This is a genomic window from Labrys sp. E2SS-1L (genome assembly GCF_057073705.1).
The window spans coordinates 2,642,396-2,660,538 of sequence record NZ_CP172712.1; the positions used below are offsets into that span (position 1 = coordinate 2,642,396).

18 protein-coding genes and 1 pseudogene are annotated in these 18,143 nt (G+C 63.6%); 13 read left to right on the forward strand and 6 right to left on the reverse strand.

Annotated elements, in window-relative coordinates; genetic code table 11:
• Positions 1 to 133: 133 nt before the first annotated feature.
• Positions 134 to 838 (reverse strand): GAD-like domain-containing protein, encoded by a 705-nt coding sequence (locus ACIGJE_RS12175; RefSeq protein ID WP_415082703.1) that lies wholly within the window; start codon positions 836 to 838, stop codon positions 134 to 136.
• A gap of 464 nt (positions 839 to 1,302) precedes the next feature.
• Between ACIGJE_RS12175 and ACIGJE_RS12180 the strand changes: the two genes are divergently transcribed.
• From ACIGJE_RS12180 to ACIGJE_RS12235, 12 genes and pseudogenes are all read left to right on the forward strand, one after another.
• A complete protein-coding gene (locus ACIGJE_RS12180) occupies positions 1,303 to 2,103 on the forward strand; it encodes an ABC transporter ATP-binding protein (RefSeq protein WP_415082705.1) in 801 nt (266 codons plus the stop codon).
• Positions 2,093 to 3,022, forward strand: coding sequence for an ABC transporter permease (locus ACIGJE_RS12185; protein WP_415082707.1), 930 nt, complete (start codon positions 2,093 to 2,095; stop codon positions 3,020 to 3,022). Before ACIGJE_RS12180 ends, ACIGJE_RS12185 begins: the two co-directional genes overlap by 11 nt.
• 383 nt (positions 3,023 to 3,405) lie before the next feature.
• Positions 3,406 to 4,143 carry an ABC transporter permease gene (locus ACIGJE_RS12190; RefSeq protein ID WP_415082709.1) on the forward strand — a complete coding sequence of 246 codons (738 nt, stop codon included), beginning with the start codon at positions 3,406 to 3,408 and terminating at the stop codon, positions 4,141 to 4,143.
• Between the two features lie 32 nt (positions 4,144 to 4,175).
• On the forward strand, positions 4,176 to 5,174 hold the full coding sequence (locus ACIGJE_RS12195) for an ABC transporter substrate-binding protein (RefSeq protein ID WP_322431144.1): 999 nt from the start codon (positions 4,176 to 4,178) through the stop codon (positions 5,172 to 5,174).
• 177 nt (positions 5,175 to 5,351) lie between these two features.
• Positions 5,352 to 5,641, forward strand: a pseudogene (locus tag ACIGJE_RS12200) (GIY-YIG nuclease family protein).
• A gap of 146 nt (positions 5,642 to 5,787) precedes the next feature.
• Positions 5,788 to 7,242, forward strand: coding sequence for a dihydropyrimidinase (gene hydA / locus ACIGJE_RS12205; RefSeq protein ID WP_483680159.1), 1,455 nt, complete (start codon positions 5,788 to 5,790; stop codon positions 7,240 to 7,242).
• Between the two features lie 88 nt (positions 7,243 to 7,330).
• Complete coding sequence (locus ACIGJE_RS12210) at positions 7,331 to 7,924, forward strand: DUF1349 domain-containing protein (RefSeq protein ID WP_483680160.1); 594 nt, start codon at positions 7,331 to 7,333, stop codon at positions 7,922 to 7,924.
• 21 nt (positions 7,925 to 7,945) lie between these two features.
• On the forward strand, positions 7,946 to 8,251 hold the full coding sequence (locus ACIGJE_RS12215) for a hypothetical protein (protein ID WP_483680161.1): 306 nt from the start codon (positions 7,946 to 7,948) through the stop codon (positions 8,249 to 8,251).
• 40 nt (positions 8,252 to 8,291) lie between these two features.
• A complete protein-coding gene (locus ACIGJE_RS12220; protein ID WP_483680162.1) occupies positions 8,292 to 9,533 on the forward strand; it encodes an allantoate amidohydrolase in 1,242 nt (413 codons plus the stop codon).
• Between the two features lie 15 nt (positions 9,534 to 9,548).
• Positions 9,549 to 9,947, forward strand: a complete 399-nt coding sequence (locus tag ACIGJE_RS12225) for an ASCH domain-containing protein (RefSeq protein WP_483680163.1) — start codon at positions 9,549 to 9,551, stop codon at positions 9,945 to 9,947.
• On the forward strand, positions 9,935 to 10,147 hold the full coding sequence (locus ACIGJE_RS12230) for a hypothetical protein (RefSeq protein ID WP_483680164.1): 213 nt from the start codon (positions 9,935 to 9,937) through the stop codon (positions 10,145 to 10,147). The genes ACIGJE_RS12225 and ACIGJE_RS12230 overlap by 13 nt, the downstream gene beginning before the upstream one ends.
• Before the next feature lie 189 nt (positions 10,148 to 10,336).
• Positions 10,337 to 10,780 (forward strand): YiiD C-terminal domain-containing protein, encoded by a 444-nt coding sequence (locus ACIGJE_RS12235; protein WP_483680165.1) that lies wholly within the window; start codon positions 10,337 to 10,339, stop codon positions 10,778 to 10,780.
• A gap of 24 nt (positions 10,781 to 10,804) precedes the next feature.
• Here ACIGJE_RS12235 and ACIGJE_RS12240 read toward each other — a convergent pair whose 3' ends face one another.
• The 3 genes from ACIGJE_RS12240 to ACIGJE_RS12250 form a co-directional block, all read right to left on the reverse strand.
• Positions 10,805 to 11,593 (reverse strand): bestrophin-like domain, encoded by a 789-nt coding sequence (locus ACIGJE_RS12240; RefSeq protein ID WP_311933300.1) that lies wholly within the window; start codon positions 11,591 to 11,593, stop codon positions 10,805 to 10,807.
• 24 nt (positions 11,594 to 11,617) lie between these two features.
• Positions 11,618 to 12,808 carry a M23 family metallopeptidase gene (locus ACIGJE_RS12245; protein WP_311933299.1) on the reverse strand — a complete coding sequence of 397 codons (1,191 nt, stop codon included), beginning with the start codon at positions 12,806 to 12,808 and terminating at the stop codon, positions 11,618 to 11,620.
• Between the two features lie 154 nt (positions 12,809 to 12,962).
• Positions 12,963 to 13,949 (reverse strand): aldo/keto reductase, encoded by a 987-nt coding sequence (locus ACIGJE_RS12250; protein ID WP_311933298.1) that lies wholly within the window; start codon positions 13,947 to 13,949, stop codon positions 12,963 to 12,965.
• A gap of 144 nt (positions 13,950 to 14,093) precedes the next feature.
• Between ACIGJE_RS12250 and ACIGJE_RS12255 the strand changes: the two genes are divergently transcribed.
• A complete protein-coding gene (locus ACIGJE_RS12255; protein WP_367624000.1) occupies positions 14,094 to 15,011 on the forward strand; it encodes a LysR family transcriptional regulator in 918 nt (305 codons plus the stop codon).
• A 20-nt stretch (positions 15,012 to 15,031) separates the two neighbouring features.
• Here the strand turns inward: ACIGJE_RS12255 and ACIGJE_RS12260 are convergent, their stop codons facing one another.
• Entirely contained in the window at positions 15,032 to 16,000 is a 969-nt protein-coding gene (locus ACIGJE_RS12260; protein WP_311933296.1) for a threo-3-hydroxy-L-aspartate ammonia-lyase, read from the reverse strand.
• On the reverse strand, positions 15,997 to 18,078 hold the full coding sequence (locus tag ACIGJE_RS12265; protein ID WP_415082722.1) for a prolyl oligopeptidase family serine peptidase: 2,082 nt from the start codon (positions 18,076 to 18,078) through the stop codon (positions 15,997 to 15,999). The genes ACIGJE_RS12260 and ACIGJE_RS12265 overlap by 4 nt, the downstream gene beginning before the upstream one ends.
• Positions 18,079 to 18,143 lie beyond the last annotated feature (65 nt).

Genomic DNA, 18,143 nt, shown 5'->3' on the forward strand with positions numbered 1-18,143 from the left:
CCTCTGGTTGCCATGGTTTGGATGGGAAGACGCGATGCGGGGCGGCATCGCGCTCTGCCCCAAGGACGGGCGGGAGGGACTTCTCCCGACAAGGAGCAGGATATTTTGTCCCGCCCCCCGTCGTCCTGCGCGATCACTTGCGCGAGGGGCCGGAGGAAAGAGCCAGTTGCAGCAGGATTTCCTGGTGAACGAGGCAGTCGCCACGCCCGACGGATGCCTTGGTTGCCTGGCCGCCGAGGGCAAGGGCCGGCACGAAATAGAAGCACTCGCCGGGGGCGAGCGGCTGTTGGTCGACCGTCGAATAGAGTTCGTAGAAGGCGCGCGGATTGTCCTGCAGGAAGCCCTTGAGATCCTTGGTGAAGAAGTCGTCCACAGACCAGGTTATGGCCGAACTGCCGCGATAGTGGATGCTGAGAAAGACCACGTCGCTGCCGTTCTTCCAATTGGCTTCGAGCCCGTTTTCGGCTGCCCTTTGCCGTAAGTCCCGAAAATAGATCAGGTCGCCGAAGGCGGTGCGCGCAATGGGGACCCGCGTGGGGTCGGGCTGTTGGAGCAGCAGCCAGCGGGCCAGCATCGTTTCGGCCTCGCGCGGATCGAAGAAAGTGATGAAGCCATTGCCGAAGGACCCGAAGCCGATCCTTTGCCAGAACTCGATCAATCTGGGATGGACGTGTTCCTTCAGTGTCGGCGACAGTTCACCGTGGAAGGGGCGTACGTCATTGCCGGGCGGGAAGTCGCTCAGAAAGGCCTGGAAGTCCTTCGATCCATCCTGGGCAAGGCTCGGCTGGGGCGCAGCAAGCAGGCCCAGCAAGCCGAGCAGAATCATGAGGATGCGCATAGGGAAGCCTTCCTGCCCGGCGTTGCGTGCGAGGGCTGCAATGTGGCGATACGGAAGATTCCTGGCAATTAGGAGTTTGGGGGCCAGCTTCGATTGGGGGAGGCTCATGGAGCGGTGCGGACAATCGCTTCCTTAAATCTCTTCCAAATGGGGTTGCCTATTTTTTGTCCATAAGGTCAATATTGCTGCCAGCCGCACGGGCAATCCGGGGTTGCCCTCCGGAGTGGTGAAGAGCAGGAGATGATCCCGCTTTTTTGCTCGCAAGTGGCAATCGGCTCGGTTTGAAATATTCCAACCGGGGCGGCGAGCCGGTAACGTGATAAAATAGAGACTCTCGTCGCAGTGGCACGATCATTGCTGTGAACGGGGGCGAGCAGGGCGGAACGGTTCACCGTATTCGCCGGGGACGAACCAGAGGTAGAGCCGGCATGCAGGTTGAGGGCGTGGATCGGAAGCTTGGTGCCGTGAGGGAACGAACGGCCGCCGGCGAACCCGTGATTGCGGTCGAGGATCTTTCCTTAACCTTCGACACCGGGGACGGGCCGGTCTATGCGCTCTCCAAGGTCGATCTCACCGTCAATGAAGGCGATTTCGTCTCCTTCATCGGGCCTTCGGGCTGCGGCAAGACCACCTTGCTGCGCGTCATCGCCGATCTCGAGCGCCAGACCTCCGGCTCGATCAAGGTGAACGGGTTGACGCCGGAACAGGCACGCCTCGGCCGGCATTACGGCTATGTCTTCCAGGCGCCGGCGCTCTATCCCTGGCGCACCATCGAGCGCAACGTCATGCTGCCGCTGGAGGTGATGGGTTTTCCCGCCGCCGAGCGCAAGGAGAGGGCCGCCCGCAATCTCGAACTGGTCAATCTCAAGGGCTTCGAGAAGAAGTTTCCCTGGCAATTGTCCGGCGGCATGCAGCAGCGTGCCTCGATCGCCAGGGCCCTGTGCTTCGATCCCAAGCTGATGCTGATGGACGAACCGTTCGGGGCACTCGACGAGATCGTCCGCGACAAGCTCAACGACCAGCTCCTGCATCTGTGGCGCACCACCAGGAAGACGGTGGTGTTCGTCACCCATTCCATCCCCGAGGCGGTGTATCTGTCCAGCAAGATCGTGGTGATGTCGCCCAGGCCCGGCCGTATCATCGACATCATCGACTGCAACTTCCCGCGCGACCGCACGCTCGACATCCGCGAGACGCCTGAATTCCTCGAAGTCGCCCATCGTGTGCGCGACGGCCTCAGGGCAGGGCACTCCTATGACGACTGAGGTGCTTGCTGCCCGTACCGCCCCCTCGCTGGGGAGCCGCCTGATGGCCGGCAAGGCTGGACCGGTGACGGTGGTCGTGCTGGCGATCTTCGCTTTGTGGTATCTCGCCTGCCTGCCGATGAACGGCTCCGCTTTACAGCGCGTCATGCCCGACGCCGCCAGCCGTCCGCTCACCGAGCAGTTCATCGCTGCCATCAACCTGCCGGACGGCAACCTCGCTGCGCCGCACCAGATCATCATGACGATGGTGCAGGGTCTGTTCTTCGAGCCGCCTCTGGGCCGGCGCAGCCTCGTCTACCATGGCCTGATCACGCTTTCCTCGGCGATGTCGGGCTTCGTGCTCGGTGCTGTGCTCGGCATCGTGCTGGCTGTGCTGATCGTGCATTACCGCTCGATGCGCCAGAGCCTGATGCCCTGGGTGATCGTCTCCCAGACCATCCCGATCCTGGCGCTGGTGCCGCTCTTGACTGCGATCACCGGCCGGCTCGGCGCGCCCATCCTGGTGCCGAAAGCCCTGATCGCCACCTATCTCTGCTTCTTTCCCGTGACGGTCGGCATGGTGAAGGGGCTGATGTCGCCGGACCTGATGCAGCTCGATTTGATGCGCACCTATGACGCCTCGAAATGGCAGACCTTCTGGAAGCTGCGCTGGCCGGCGGCGACGCCCTATCTGTTCGCCAGCCTGAAGATTGCCATTGCCGGCTGCATCGTCGGCGCCATCGTCGCCGAGATGCCGACCGGCGCCCAGGGCGGCCTCGGCTCGCGCCTGCTCGCCGGCTACCAGTACAACAATCTGCGCCTGGTGCTGTGGGCTTCCCTGTTCACCGCCGCGCTGCTCTCGGCGGCCCTGATCGGGCTGATCGGCCTGATCGAGCGGCGTACTCTGGCGAGAATGGGCGTCCGGGGAGAGCAGGCATGACGAAATTCCAGTCGCGCGGATGGTTCCTCGCCGGACTGCTCATCTGCCTGAGCGCTCCCTTTCCTATGGGTGAACACGACCTCATTTTGCCTATAGGTTTGACGCCACAAATCTATTTGTCGGGTGCAATATTTATCGTTGCTGCCATTCTCTGCCAAAAACAAAGCCGTGGTTTTTGGTCCATTATTCCGATACTCGCATTGGGTATCGGTATCCGAATGATGACGACAGCAGTGCATGTACCGGGAGTAGCGGGCGCTGCTGGTTGGGGTTTTTGGCTCAAAGCGATAGGTCTTTGGCTGGCAGCCTGGATAACGGTCGACGTGATTGTCAGTAACGGCGAAAGAACGCGACGTTCTCGCTGGGAAGATCTGGCGCCTGCCTTGCTGTTTGGCGCCACGTTACTCCTTCTTTGGGAATGGCTGGTCGTCGGTTTCGGCATCTCCCCCATCATCCTGCTGCCACCCTCCGCCATTGGCATGGCTGTCTGGCAATTCGCCAATACGCTCGCCACCGATTTCGTCTGGACCTTCCTGCACGAGGTCCTGCTCGGCTGGCTGATCGGCTCGGGCTCGGGGTTCCTGGTGGCGCTGGTGGCCGACCGCGTCCCCTTCCTGCGGCGTGGGCTGCTGCCGCTCGGCAATGTCGTCTCGGCCCTACCCATCGTCGGCATCGCGCCGATCATGATCTGGTGGTTCACCTATGACTGGCCCTCCAAGACGGCCGTCGTGGTGGCGATGACCTTCTTTCCAATGCTGGTCAACACGGTGGCGGGCCTGGCAGCCAGCGGTTCCCTGGAGCGCGACCTGATGCGCTCCTACGGCGCCAGCTATTGGTCGACGCTGGTGAGCCTGCGTCTTCCCGCTGCGATGCCCTTCATCTTCAACGGCTTGAAGATCAATTCGACCCTGGCGATGATCGGCGCGATCGTCGCCGAATATTTCGACGGCCCCACCATCGGCATGGGCTTTCGCATCAACACCCAGGCGGCGCTGTCGCAGACCGACATCGTCTGGGCCGAGATCGCCGTGGCCATGGTGGCCGGCTCCCTATTCTATGGCCTCATCGCTGTCATCGAGCGGGCCGTGACGTTTTGGCATCCCTCTTACCGGCGCGCGTGACGCAGGACGAGGTTAACAGAGGAGTGGACGGAATGAAGAAGGCACTACTGGCCGGCGTCGCTTTCGCGCTCGGGCTTGGCGCGATCAGCGCGGCGCAGGCGGCCGACAAGGTCACGCTGCAGCTCAAATGGGTGGTCCAGGGGCAGTTCGCCGGCTATCTCGTGGCCAAGGACAAGGGGTTCTACAAGGAGGCCGACCTCGACGTCACCGTGGCGCCAGGTGGTCCCGATATCGCGCCGGAAACGGTGATCGCCAACAAGCAGGCCGATGTGATCGTCGACTGGATGCCGGCAGCGCTGGCCGCCCGCGAGAAGGGCGTCGGTCTCGTCAATATTGCCCAGCCCTTCAAGCGCTCCGGCCTGCAGCTGACCTGCCGCAAGGAATCCGGTGTCAAGACGCCGGCCGATTTCAAGGGCAAGACGCTGGGCGTCTGGTTCTACGGCAACGAATATCCGTTCAACGCCTTCATGGGCAAGCTCGGCCTCAAGCTCGACGGCTCGGCCGATGGCGTCAAGGTGATCAAGCAGGGCTTCAACGTCGATCCGCTCCTGCAGAAGCAGGCCGACTGCATCTCCACCATGACCTATAACGAATATTGGCAGGTCATCGAGGCCGGTGTGAAGGCCGAGGATCTGACCGTCTTCAACTACACCGACCAGGGCGTGGCGGTGCTCGAGGATGGGCTCTATGTGATGGAGGATCGCCTCAAGGATCCGAAATTCGTCGAGACCATGGCCAAGTTCGTCAAGGCCTCGATGAAGGGCTGGGAGTATGCCAGGGCCCATCCGGACGAGGCCGTGAAGATCGTGCTCGACAACGATGCTTCCGGCGCCCAGACCGAGGTGCACCAGACCCACATGATCGCCGAGGTCAACAAGCTGACGGAAGGCTCCGACGGCACGCTCGATCCGGCTGCGGCGGAAGGTACCGTCAAGACGCTGCTCGGGGCCGGTGGCGACAGCCCGGCCATCACCAAGGCGCCCGTGGGCGGCTGGAGCTCGGCGGTCACCGACGCGATGAAGAAGCTGTGAAGAAAGCGTATTCGTAAGGCACCGCGCTTTGTCATCACCGGACTTGACCCCACCGGACTTGATCCGGTGGCGATCCAGCGGGTCCCAAGGGCATCGTGTCGGCGTGAAGAACTGGATGCCCGGGTCAAGCCCGGGCATGACAAGGGTGGAGTTTTGCTGGGCCAGGAAAATACCAGCATGCGGCATCGCTACTGGGTCTATCTGATGGCGAGCAAGCGTAACGGTACGCTCTATGTGGGCATGACGAACGATTTGCCGCGTAGGGTCCATGAGCACAAGGAGAAGTCATTTTCCGGGTTCACGGCGCAATATGATGTGAACCTCCTCGTTTGGTATGAGGAGCATCGCTATGTCGGCAATGCCATACAGCGCGAAAAAACATCAAGCATTGGCCGAGAGCCTGGAAGCTGAAACTGATCGAGGATCTGAATCCCGAGTGGGACGATCTCGATCTGCATTTGATCTAGAGGTTCGCGTTCGAGTCGAAAAACTCGACCTTTGTCATGCCCGGGCTTGACTCGGGCATCCAGTTCTCCGGGCGGAACCTGGATCACCGGGTCAAGCCCGGTGATGACAAAGCGCGGCGCGTGAATATTGTATAGGGAGGACTATTATGCCGATCCTGATCCGTGGCGGTGTCGTGGTGAACCACGATCATTCCAAACAGGCCGATGTGCTGATCGACGGCGAAACCATTTTGGCGATCGGCCCGAAGCTGTCGGCACCGGCGGGGACCGAAATCATCGATGCCGATGGCTGCTTCGTTTTGCCGGGCGGCATCGATCCGCATACGCATCTCGAAATGCCTTTTATGGGCACCGTCTCGGCCGACGATTTCGAATCCGGCACCAGCGCCGCCTTGTCCGGCGGTACCACCATGGTGGTGGATTTCTGCCTGCCCGCGCCCGGCCAGTCGCTGCTGGCGGCCTATCAGGAATGGCGCCACAAAGCCGAGAAGGCGGTCGCCGACCACTCCTTCCACATGGCGATCACCTGGTGGGACAAGCAGGTTTTCGACGAGATGGATACCGTGGTGAAGACCTACGGCATCAACACCTTCAAGCACTTCCTCGCCTATAAGGGCGCGCTGATGGTGAATGATGACGAGCTGTTCCATTCCTTCAGCCGCTGCGCCGGCCTCGGTGCCTTGCCGCTGGTGCATGCGGAGAATGGCGACATCGTCTTCCGCCTGCAGCAGCATTATATCGACCAGGGTGTCACCGGGCCGGAGGGGCACGCCTATTCGCGCCCGCCGGAGGTGGAAGGCGAGGCGACCAATCGCGCCATCATGATCGCCGACATGGCAGGCAGCCAGCTCTATGTCGTGCACACCTCCTGCCGTGACAGCCACGAGGCGATCGCGCGGGCCCGCGCGGCCGGCAAGCGCGTCTATGGCGAGCCTCTGATCCAGCATCTCGTGCTCGACGACAGCGAATACCAGAACAAGGACTGGGACTACGCCGCCCGCCGGGTGATGTCGCCGCCCTTCCGCAACAAGTCGCACCAGGATTCGCTGTGGGCGGGCCTCGCCTCGGGCTCGCTCCAGGTGGTGGCTACCGACCATTGTGCCTTCACCGCCGAGCAGAAGCGCATGGGCGTGGGGGATTTCCGCAAGATCCCCAACGGCACGGGCGGGCTCGAAGACCGCATGCCGGTGCTATGGACGGCGGGCGTCAAGACCGGGCGCCTGACCAAGGAGGAATTCGTGGCAGTGACCTCCACCAACATCGCCCGCATCCTCAACATCTATCCCCGCAAGGGGGCAATTGCCGTGGGTTCGGATGCCGACCTCACCATCTGGGATCCGGCGGCCACCAAGACGATCAAGGCCAAGACCCAGCTCAGCCGTGTCGAATACAATGTGTTTGAGGGCTATGAATGCACGGGCCTGCCGATCATTACCCTGTCGCGTGGGCGCATTGCCTGGAAGGACAAGCAGGTCCAGCTCCAGAAGGGCGACGGTGCCTTCATCCAGCGCGATCCGTTCCCGGCCGCTGCAGTGGCGAACGCCACCTGGAAGGAACTCAGCAAGCCCAGGCCGGTCTCGCGTATCGAGGTCACGCCATAATTGGGGGGCGGGTCTTCAGACCCGCCATCTTCTCTTAGCGTCAAATATCAGGCGGGTCTGAAGACCCGCCCCCCATTCGGACCCTGCCATGCCAACACCTCCCACTTCCCTCCAGCACGGGAGCTGGCTCAACGAGCCGCCGTCCTGGTCGCTGGCCGGTGATCGCCTGGAGGTCGTCACCGGCGAGGCCACTGATTTCTGGCGCAAGACCCATTACGGCTTCACCCGTCATAGCGGCCATTTCTTCCATCTCGACAGCGGCGGCGATTTCACCGCGGAACTGCGCATTCGGGCCCGTTTCGAGACGCTCTACGACCAGGCCGGCCTGATGGTCCGGCTCGATGACGAGACCTGGCTGAAGGCCGGTATCGAATATAATGACGACGCGCCCATGCTCGGCAGCGTGCTGACAGTGGGACAATCGGATTGGGCCACCGGGCCTTTCCCAGGTGACGCACAGGATTTTCGCCTGCGCCTCACCGTCGCAGACGGGGTAATCAGGCTGCAATATTCGACGGACGGGCTAGTCTGGCCGCTGGTGCGGCTGGCGCCGTTTCCGAAGGCGGCATCCTATCAGGTCGGCCCGATGTGCTGCACGCCGGAACGATCGGGTCTCGCCGTTTCCTTCTCGGATTTCCGCCTGTCTCAGCCCAACGGCAAGGCGCTTCACGATCTCTCATGATCACCCCGAAAGGAGAGGACGGTGTCTTGGGCCACCCGATATATCGAGCGACTACAGGCTGGTGAGACGGTTCAATTTCGTCCGCGCGGCGCTTCGATGAAAGGCAAAATCGCTAGCGGTCAACTCTGCACCGTCGTTCCGATTGCCGACCATGCCCTGCTCGTCGAAGGGGATATTGTCCTGTGTCGTGTGCGTGGCGCGCAATACCTGCACCTCATAAAGGCCGTTAGAGACGGTCAATTCCAGATCGGCAACAACCGAGGGGGTATCAATGGTTGGATCTCCGCTGGTGGGATCTTTGGCCGTTTGGCCGCCGTCTCGGACTAAGCATTGAACAACTGCCCGTTTTCTTTAGAAAGGCCTCACCATGCTCACCAATCTCAACATCAATCCGCAGCGCTTGTGGGACAGCCTGATGGAAACCGCCAAGTTCGGCGGCACGGCCAAGGGCGGCATCAAGCGTCTGACCCTGTCGGACGAGGACAGGCAAGTTCGCGACTGGTTCAAGGCGCAATGCGAGGCGCTCGGCTGCACGGTGAGCGTCGACGAAGTCGGCAACATGTTCGCGGTGCGCCCCGGCAGGAACAACGAATTGCCGCCGATCGCCATGGGCTCGCATCTCGACACCCAGCCGACCGGCGGCAAGTTCGATGGCGTGCTCGGCGTGCTCGGCGCGCTGGAAGCGATGCGCACCCTGCACGAGCAGGGTTATGAGACCAATGCCCCCGTCGAGATCATCAACTGGACCAATGAGGAAGGCTCCCGCTTTGCCCCGGCTATGCTGGCCTCGGGCGTGTTTGCCGGCGTGTTCACGCCCGACTACGCCTATGAGCGCCTCGATCGCGACGGCATCAGCTTCAAGGACGAGCTGGAGCGCATCGGCTATCGCGGCACCGAGAAGGCCGGCGCCCACAAGTTCCAGGCGATGTTCGAGCTCCATATCGAGCAGGGGCCGATCCTCGAGGACGAGAAGACGATGATCGGCGTGGTCACCGGCGTGCAGGGCATGCGCTGGTATGAGGTTACGGTGACCGGCCAGGATGCCCATACCGGCGCCACGCCGATGTATCTGCGCAAGAATGCGCTGCTGGGCGCCGCCCGCATTATCGAGGCGGTCGATGCCATCGGCCAGAAGCACCAGCCGGGCGTCGCCACCGTCGGCTTGATCGAGAACAAGCCCAACAGCCGCAATGTCGTGCCGGGCGAGGTCTTCTTCACCGTCGACCTGCGCCATCCCGACGAAGAGGTGCTGGAAGTGATGGAGCAGGAATTCCGGGCGGCCCTGGAGGCCACGCTGCCACCGATGAAGCTCGCCTATGAAGAAAAACGCATCTGGATTTCGCCCGCGGTGAAATTCGCGCCCGAGCTGATCGATTGCGTCGAGCACGGTGCCGACAAGGCAGGCTTTGCCATGCGCCGCATGGTGTCGGGCGCCGGCCATGACGCGGCCTATATCGCCCGTGTCGCCCCGACCACCATGATCTTCGTACCCTGCGAGGGCGGCCTCAGCCACAATGAGGCCGAGTCGACCTCCTTCGACGAATGCGCAGCGGGCGCGCAGGTGCTGCTCAACGCCGTGATCGAGCACGACCGGCGGCTGGCGGGCTGAGGCCTCCCGCAAACGATGCTGTTCAAGCAGGCCACGCTCGATGGCATTGCCGCCGGCAAGGTGACGCTGGCCTTCCGGCGCTGGACGCGGCCGACCGTGCGCGCCGGCGGAACGCTCACCACTGCCATCGGTGTCCTGGCGATCGAGGCGGTGGAGGCGATCGAACTCGCTGACATCAGCGACGAAGAGGCGATCAGGGCTGGGTTTGCTTCGATCGAGGCTCTCCGACGCGACCTGAGGCAGGAGGGGCAGCTCTACCGCATTGCCTTCCATCGGATGGGGGACGATCCGCGCATTGCCTTGCGCGACGCAGCCGTTCTCGATGAAGCTGATGTCCGGGCGCTGCGCGCCGCCCTCGCCAGGCTCGACCGCAGCCATCGCGCCGGCTGTGGACGACCGTCGTGCTCGGCCTGATCGCCGGGCAGGACGGCATCACCGCCGCCGAGATTGCCGCCCGGCTCGGCTGTGAGAAACTCGCGCTCAAGGCTGACATCCGCAAGCTCAAGGCCCTCGGCCTCACCGAAAGCCTGCAGGTCGGCTATCGCCTGTCGCCGCGGGGAAGGGCTTTGCTCGATTGGCCGGAAGCGGTTGAGAAAATTGTCGGCGAGCGATAGAGCGGGCGGGTGATCAAGTCTCCAAATTTGGACCTGTCGAGGTAATGGCTCTCCTGGGACCGCAGGCGTCCTCGCCTGCTCTTGGAAGCGCCGCGCTTTCAGGATGGGAAGAGCAGGCGAGGACGCCTGCGGTCCCAGGAAGAAGCAGCCACGACGCGAGTTGGAATAATTCTCTGAGAGGAGGCCGCCTTGCTGCCCGCCGAGCTTGAAGCCGATCTCCATGGCAATATTCCGCTCACACAGGCCATGCAGGTCCAGGTTCTCGAAATCGGGCCGGATTCCGTACGGCTCGGCGCCCCGCTTTCCGCCAATATCAACCATCACCGCACGGCTTTCGGCGGCAGCCTCGCCACTTTGGCCACGCTCGCCGCCTGGTCGCTTGCCCATCTCAAGCTGAGAAGCGAGGGGCTCGATTGCAGCCTCGTCGTCGGCTCCGTCCACATGGATTACCTGGCGCCGGTGGAAGGCGATTTTTCGGCCCGCTCCGTCCTGGCGGAGCCCGACAAATGGGAGCCGATGCTCGAGACCTTCGCGCGCAGGGGCAAGGCCCGCATCCCGGTCCTGGCCGAGATCGACTATGGCGGCCGTTGCGCGGCCCGCTTCAAGGGCGATTTCGCAGCTCTGGCCCGTTGAGGCAGGTCGGAGCGCAGCCGGCCGTCAATTGGTGTTGACCGCCAGGAACGCGGTCGGCTTTACCGAGATCTGCCCCATGAACGGGCGGTCATGCGCGAGGATGACGAAATAGGCTGCCGTCACCACCACCACGAAGATATGGGTGGCGAGGATCTGCATGCGGGGGACATGGTTGTTGCAGATGGCGATGGCCGTGACGGTCACCGTCGAAATGATCCAGATCGCGATCCATTGCGCCCAACTCATGCCGGTGTTCGAGGCCGAGAGCCGGAGCAGGCGCGCATGGCGCACGGCCAGTAATTGATTGACCAAAGGCTGATAGGCGGCAGGCTGGGCATTGGTTCCGTTCTGGCGCGAGACGAGCTCGATCGCATTGATGAGGATGTCGCCGGAGCGATCGAAAACCGGGCTTTCGATGCGCTCGCCATTGGCCATGGCGGGCCAATCGCCGGAGACGACCTGCGCCACATAGGCCTTGAGGCCGTCGCGCACACTGGTCTGGAGATCGGCCGGAAGGCCGGCGGAAAGCACCAGGACGTTCTCGATCGCATCGGCTTCCTGCTGGACGGCGCTGCGGGCGGCGAGGGAATCGGCCCACAGGCCCGCCGCCGAAAAGGCCACCATCAGGCCGAAGATGGTGGCGCAGACACCGACGATCGATTCGCGGATGGGCAACGCCTCGTCGGCGGCGTAGCCGCCTTTCGCAATGGCGAAGCGGACGAGGCCGATGACGATCCAGGTGATCACCAGGCAGATCACCAGCACCGTTGCGAACATGACGGGCAGTGACAACTGATGCAGCAGAATGAACATGCGGCGCCCCCGGGAGAACGAAGCCTAGTGAAAATCGACGACCTGGTCGTTCAGCGGGAGCTGATTGACATGGTCTCCGCGCCAGCGTGGCTCGATCCGGGCTACCGCGCCTTGCTCGAGTTCCTCCTCGTTCCCCGGCGCGAGCACGCCCTGCCCGGAGAAGCGCGTGAGCACGAAGGGCAGGCTGTTGGCATTGAGCGGCGAGGGGTCGTCCATCAACTGGAAGTGCAGATGGGGAGCGGTGGAATTGCCGGTATTGCCGACCAGGCCGATGACCTGGCCGGCTTTCACGCGCTCGCCCAGCTTGACCCTGAGGCTGCCGCGCTGCAGATGGGCATAGAAGGCAAAGGCACCATTGCCGATCTCGGTCACCAGCATGTTGCCGCCGATATTGGCGGGGACGATGCCGCGGGCCGGCCGGCTCGGGACCTGCTCGTCGGCCTGGTCGTAGAGATTGACCACCACGCCATCGGCCGCCGCATGGACTTCGGCACCGTAGAAGGAATAGCTGGCCAGATCCTGCGCGTTGCCGGTGAACAGGCGGCTGCCGGCGTCGAGCCTGATCCAGTCGATGGCGAAGCGCTCCGGCACGCGCAGGCGCCCGTTCACGGCCATGACGGCGCCGCGATGGGCGGTGACGGTGTCGCAGCAGCCGTCGGCGGCAACCCAGCCCGCGCCCCTCAGCGGTGGCTCGACCACCACGGCCGGCTTGCCGATCGCCGTCGTTCCACCGATGAAGCTGTACTGTGCGGAGATGGGGGCATCCGCCGGCAGCGGCACGGGCTTGCCATCCGCGCCTTCATTCTCGCGGAAGGCCTCGATACGGGCGGAGACATGCTGGGGCAGCTCGTCGTTCGCGGCAAAATCGACATCCATGAAGACGATGGCGGTGCCGCCGGGCGGCAGCTGGCGATCGCTGCCGCTGTAAAGATGCATCATCTTGGCCAGTCCTTCGCCCTGGAGGGAGGACAGGCTCTTGCCGGCCTCGTCGACGGCCTCGACCTTGTCGAGCCGTACGAACACATTGCCCGGATTGTTGATCACCAATTCATAGGCGAGATGCACGCGCCCATCGGCGCCAAGCACCGGGTTGGGCTCGCTGATCGGCTGCACCGTGACCGAACTCAGGATCTCATCGGGTTTGAGGGATTGGGCGATGGCGGCAGTGACAGCCAGAAGCCCTGCAACCGCCACCAGAAGCGACTGGAAACGCATAGGAAATGCCCCGCCGGCTGCCCCGCACCGGAAGGCAGAACCTGTGGGCATAGTCCCGCATTTGCCTCAGCCATTGTCAAGCGATGTCGGGTGACTTGAGGCGCGGTGAAAACCGGGGCCAGGAGCCGTCGAACGGCACCCGGCCGGCCATGGCCTACCACAGATGGTGGACGAAAGCGGCGATCTTGCCCTGGTAGAGATTCTTCAGTGTTTCGAGCGTCGCCTGCGGGAGAGCAGGCACATCGCTGGCAGCGGCATTTGCCGTGGCCTGGGCCGCATTCTTGGCGCCGGGGATGACGGTGGTGACGGCATCGTCAGCCAGGATCCAGGCCAGTGCGAACTGCGACATGGTCATGCCGTCGGGCACCAGCGGCCGGATCTCCTCCACGGCTGCCAGCGCGACGTCATAGGGTACGCCCGAGAAGGTCTCGCCCTTGTCGAAGGCCTCGCCATTGCGGTTATAGGCGCGGTGATCGTCGGCCGCGAACTGGCTGGCGGCGCTCATCTTGCCGGTCAGCATGCCGGAAGCGAGCGGCACGCGGGCGATTACCGCGATGTTGCGCCTCTTGGCTTCCCGGAAGAAGAGCTCGGCCGGGCGCTGGCGGAAGATGTTGTAGATGATCTGGACCGAGACGACGCCGGGATATTCGATCGCCTTCAGCGCCTCCTCCACCTTCTCGACGGAGACGCCGTAATTGCGGATCTTCCCGGCGGCCACTAGGTCATCCAGGACGCCGAACACTTCGGGCCGGTAATAGACCTCGGTCGGAGGACAGTGAAGCTGCACGAGGTCGAGGCAATCGGTGGCAAGGTTCGTCAGCGAGCGCTCGACGAAAGCGGTGAGGTTTTCCCGGTTGTAGCCGTCGGCAGTGTGGGGAGAGAGCTGGCGCCCGGCCTTGGTTGCCACGAAGGGGCGGGGACCCGAACGCTCCTTCAGCACTTCGGCAATGAAGCGCTCCGAGCGGCCATCGCCATAGACATCGGCGGTATCGATGAAGGTGGTGCCGGCGTCGAGCGCGGCATGCAGGGCGGCGCGCGCATCACCATCCGGCACATCGCCCCAAGAGCCACCGATGGCCCAGGCACCAAAACCAATCTCCGACACACTGCGCGCGGTCTTGCCGAACAGGCGTTCCTTCATCGTTCCATTCCTGCGTTTCATGCGCCGCCGCGGGAGCGACAGACGGTGTTTCAGCATCTCGTTGGCAGGATAGGACTTGAGTGGATCGAACGCTCCTTGTTTAGTGTGAATGACAATCATAGAAGCAATGAAGTTTTTTCATCGATGGCAGCTCTCGAGCGGACCGATCTCGGCGATTTCAACGTCTTCCTGACCATCGTCCGCCGGCGCAGCTTCACCACGGCCGCCATCGAGCTTGGCCTGACGCCGTCGGCGGCCAGCCACGCCATGCGGCGCCTCGAAGCCAGGCTCGGGGCCAAGTTGCTCAACCGCACCAGCCGGGCTGTTTCGCCGACCGATCTCGGCCTGAAATTCGCGCAGCGCCTCGAAGAAGGCTTCGATGTGATCGGCTCGGCCCTGGAGGTGCTGGAGGCACCCGGAAACGTACGTTTCGGCGAATTGCGCCTGAACGTGTTCCGGGATGCCGCCCATCTGTTGATCTCGCCGGCCTTGCCGGAATTCGCCCGCCAATGCCCGGATGTCCGCCTGACCGTCGCGGTGGACGACCGACCCATCGACATCGTTGCCGAAGGCTATGATGCCGGCATGCGCTATGGCCATCACGTGCCGGAAGACATGATTGCCGTGCCGCTCACAGGGCCCCAGCGCTGGGTGGTTGCCGGCTCCCCGGCCTATTTCAGGGAATATGGCCGACCGCAGACACCGGACGATCTCGCCGGCCATGTCTGCCTGCAACTGCTCCTGGGCGACAACACCGCCTATCGCTGGGATCTCGGCAGCGGCGAGACGGCGCGCCGGCTGCGCGTCCCCGGCCTCATCACCCTCAACGACACGGCGACCACGATCATTGCCGCCAAGGCCGGGCTTGGTCTCGCCTATGTCCTGGAAGCGCGGATCGCCGAAGAGGTGGCGGAAGGCAGCCTGGAGATCGTCCTCGACGACCAGGCTTCGGATGGCGATCCTTTCCACATGTATTACTCGAGCCGGCGCCACAATCACCCGGCCTTGCGCACCCTGATCAACATCATCCGGCTTCAGAACGGCATGACCAGGCTGGCGTGAGCCAAGAACCAAGAGCCGGCCTATTCCGCCAGCAATTCGCAAAAACGCTCCAAATCCACATTGCCGCCGCTGATCAGCACGCCGACACGCTTGCCGGCGAGTTCGGCCTTCATGGCGCGGGCGGCAGCAAAGCCGAGACAGCCCGTCGGCTCGATCACGAGCTTCATGCGGCTGGCGGCGAAACGCATGCAGTCGACGAGTTCAGCATCCGAGACGGTGAGGATGTCGTCGACATCGCGCTTGATGATCGGGAAGGTATGGGCGCCCAGATATTGGGTCTGCGCGCCGTCGGCGATGGTGCGGGGCGTATCGATCCTGACGATCCGGCCGGCGCGGAAGGATTGCTGGCCGTCATTGCCGGCCTCCGGCTCGACTCCGTAGAGCCGGCAGTTGGGCGAGAGTGCCCGCGTTGCCAGGGCCGATCCGGCGAGCAGCCCGCCGCCGCCGAGACAGACGAAGAAGGCATCGAGTTCGCCGACTTCCTCGAAGAGTTCCTTGGCTGCGGTGCCCTGGCCGCAGAGTACGTCCGGGTGGTCGTAGGGCGGGATCAGCGTGAGACCCTGCTCATGCGACAGGTTTCGCCCGATCACCTCTCGGTCTTCGGTATAGCGATCATAGAAGATGATCTTGCCGCCATACCCCTTGGTGGCCTCGGCTTTTGCCTTCGGTGCGTCATGCGGCATGATGATCGTGGCGGGAATGCCGAGGATGCGGGCTGCAAGGGCGATCGCCTGGGCATGGTTGCCGGAGGAAAAGGTCACCACGCCCCTGCGCTTCTGCTCGTCGTCGAAGCGCGACAGGGCATTGAAGGCACCGCGGAACTTGAAGGCGCCCATGCGCTGCAAGTTCTCGCATTTGAAGAAGACCTGTGCGCCGAGCTCCTCGTCCAAACTGCGCGAGGTCATCACCGGCGTGCGATGGGCTTGTCCGCGGATGCGCTCGGCGGCGGCGACGACGTCGGCATAATCAGGCAGGACCGGGTCGCTCATATTTCACTCTCCCAGCCGATGGCTTGGCGCAGAAAGGCATAGCCGAGGGCGATGAAGGAGGCGCGTTCCCGGCTATCCTTGCCATAGCCGTGGCCGCCGGCCTCCGGTTCGTAGAAATGGACGCGATGGCCGAGCGCTTCCAGCTTGGCCGCCATTTTGCGGGCATGGGCGGGGTGAACCCTGTCGTCGCGACGTGTGGTGGCCAGCAGGATGGGCGGATAGGAGCCGGTATCGGCGACGTGATAGGCGGAGATCTTCTGCAGGAAGGCCCAGTCCTCCGGCTTGTCCGGATCGCCATATTCATCGATCCAGCTCGCACCGGCCAGAAGCTTGGTGTAGCGACGCATGTCGATCAGCGGGATGGTGCAGAACAGCGCGCCGAATTTCTCGGGGTGGCGGGTGAGCATGTTCGCGATGAGGAGGCCGCCATTGGAGCCGCCTTCCGCCGCGATCCGCCCGGGCCGCGTGATGCCGCGCCTGACCAGGTCGGCGGCTACCGCCGCGAAATCCTCATGGGCGAGATGCTTGCCCTCGCGCCGGCCCGCCTCGTGCCAGCGGGCGCCGAACTCGCCACCGCCGCGAATATTGGCAGTGACCGAGGTGCCGCCCCGTTCGAGCCAGAGCTTGCCGATCGAGGCGCTGTAGCTGGGCAGGACGGAAACACCGAAGCCGCCATAGGCCGTGAGATGAACCGGTGCCTCGCCGGTCTCGCCGGCAGGCCCGACCAGCGTATAGGGGATCTTCTCGCCGTCGACCGAGACTGCCTCGTGCTTGATGACCTTGAGCCCCTTGCTGTCGAAGGCGTCGGGGCTGCGCTTGAGGAGGAGGGGGCTCTGCACCGCCTCCGGCCTGCTTACATCGAGCAGCAGCATTTGCGGCGGAGTAATCGGGTCCTGCAGCGACACCATCACCTCGCCATTGGTGTCGGCCTCCTCCGCGTCGAGCGACCAGACATGCACGACGCCCGTGGAGGGCAGCACGTCGATGGCATGCCTGCGCCAGGTCTCGGGCGAGGGACTAACGAGCTCGAAGCGGGGTTGGAGATTGTCGAGGATCGACAGCACGAGCTGTCCCTGGTTCCAGAAGAAGCCGTCCAGGGTGCGGCGCTCGGCCGGTTCGAACAGCATCTGAAAATCGCGGCTGCCCGCTCGGAAGGCGGAGAGGGAGATACCGAGAAGGGTGTCGCCGGCAAAACGGGTACCGGTGGGAGCCCAGGCCGTGCGCAGCTTCACCCCCAGCCAGTCGCCGAACACGTCCCATTGCGAATCGGCCGGCAGGTCGATGGCCTCGCCCGGGCCGTTCCTGTCGCCGAGCCAGCCGCGCGTCTCGAAGAAGACGGGCTTTTCGAGGAACCAGATGCGTTCGCTGCCGTCGGTGCGGTCGATGCCGGCCCAGACGGACATCGAGGTGGGATCGACCTCGAAGACGATCGCTGTCTTCAGGGGATCTTCGCCGCGCCGCCACAGGCGCACCGTGCGCGCGTAGCCCGACGTTGTCGCCATGCCCTCGCCAAGTGCGCTGGAAAGCAGCAACGTGTCGGCGTCGAGCCAGGCGATACCGCCCTTGGCTTCCGGCAGCGTGAAGCCGTCAGGGACGAAGCTCCGCGTCGCAAGGTCGAATTCGCGGTGCACGGCCGCATCGGCACCGCCGCGCGACAGGCTGAGGATGGCGCGCAGCCGCTCATGGGGTTCGAGCGATGCTCCGGCCCAGACCCAGTCTTCGCCCTCAGCCGCGGCAAGGGCGTCGAGATCGAGCAGGACATCCCAGGCCGGTTCCGCCTGCCGGTAGGAAGCGAGGGTGGTCCGCCGCCACAGGCCGCGCGGATTGGTGGCATCCGTCCAGAAATTATAGACGAACTCGCCGCGCCGGCCGATTCCCGGAATTCGGTCGGGACGATCGAGGATTGCGGCCAGGGCATCGCGATCGCGCTCGAAACCGGCGGTGCCGAAGCGGCCCAGGGTTGCCTGCGAGCGTTCGTTGACCCAGGCAAGAGCATCTTTGCCTTCGATATCCTCCAGCCAGAGATGAGGGTCGTCGTCGGGCGCGACCAGGGACGGCCGGGAGACGCGATCGGACATGCGGAACGTTCCTTGAAACAGGGAGCCTGGGCGTGTCGTCAGTGATGGTTTCGGCTAGACGGCAA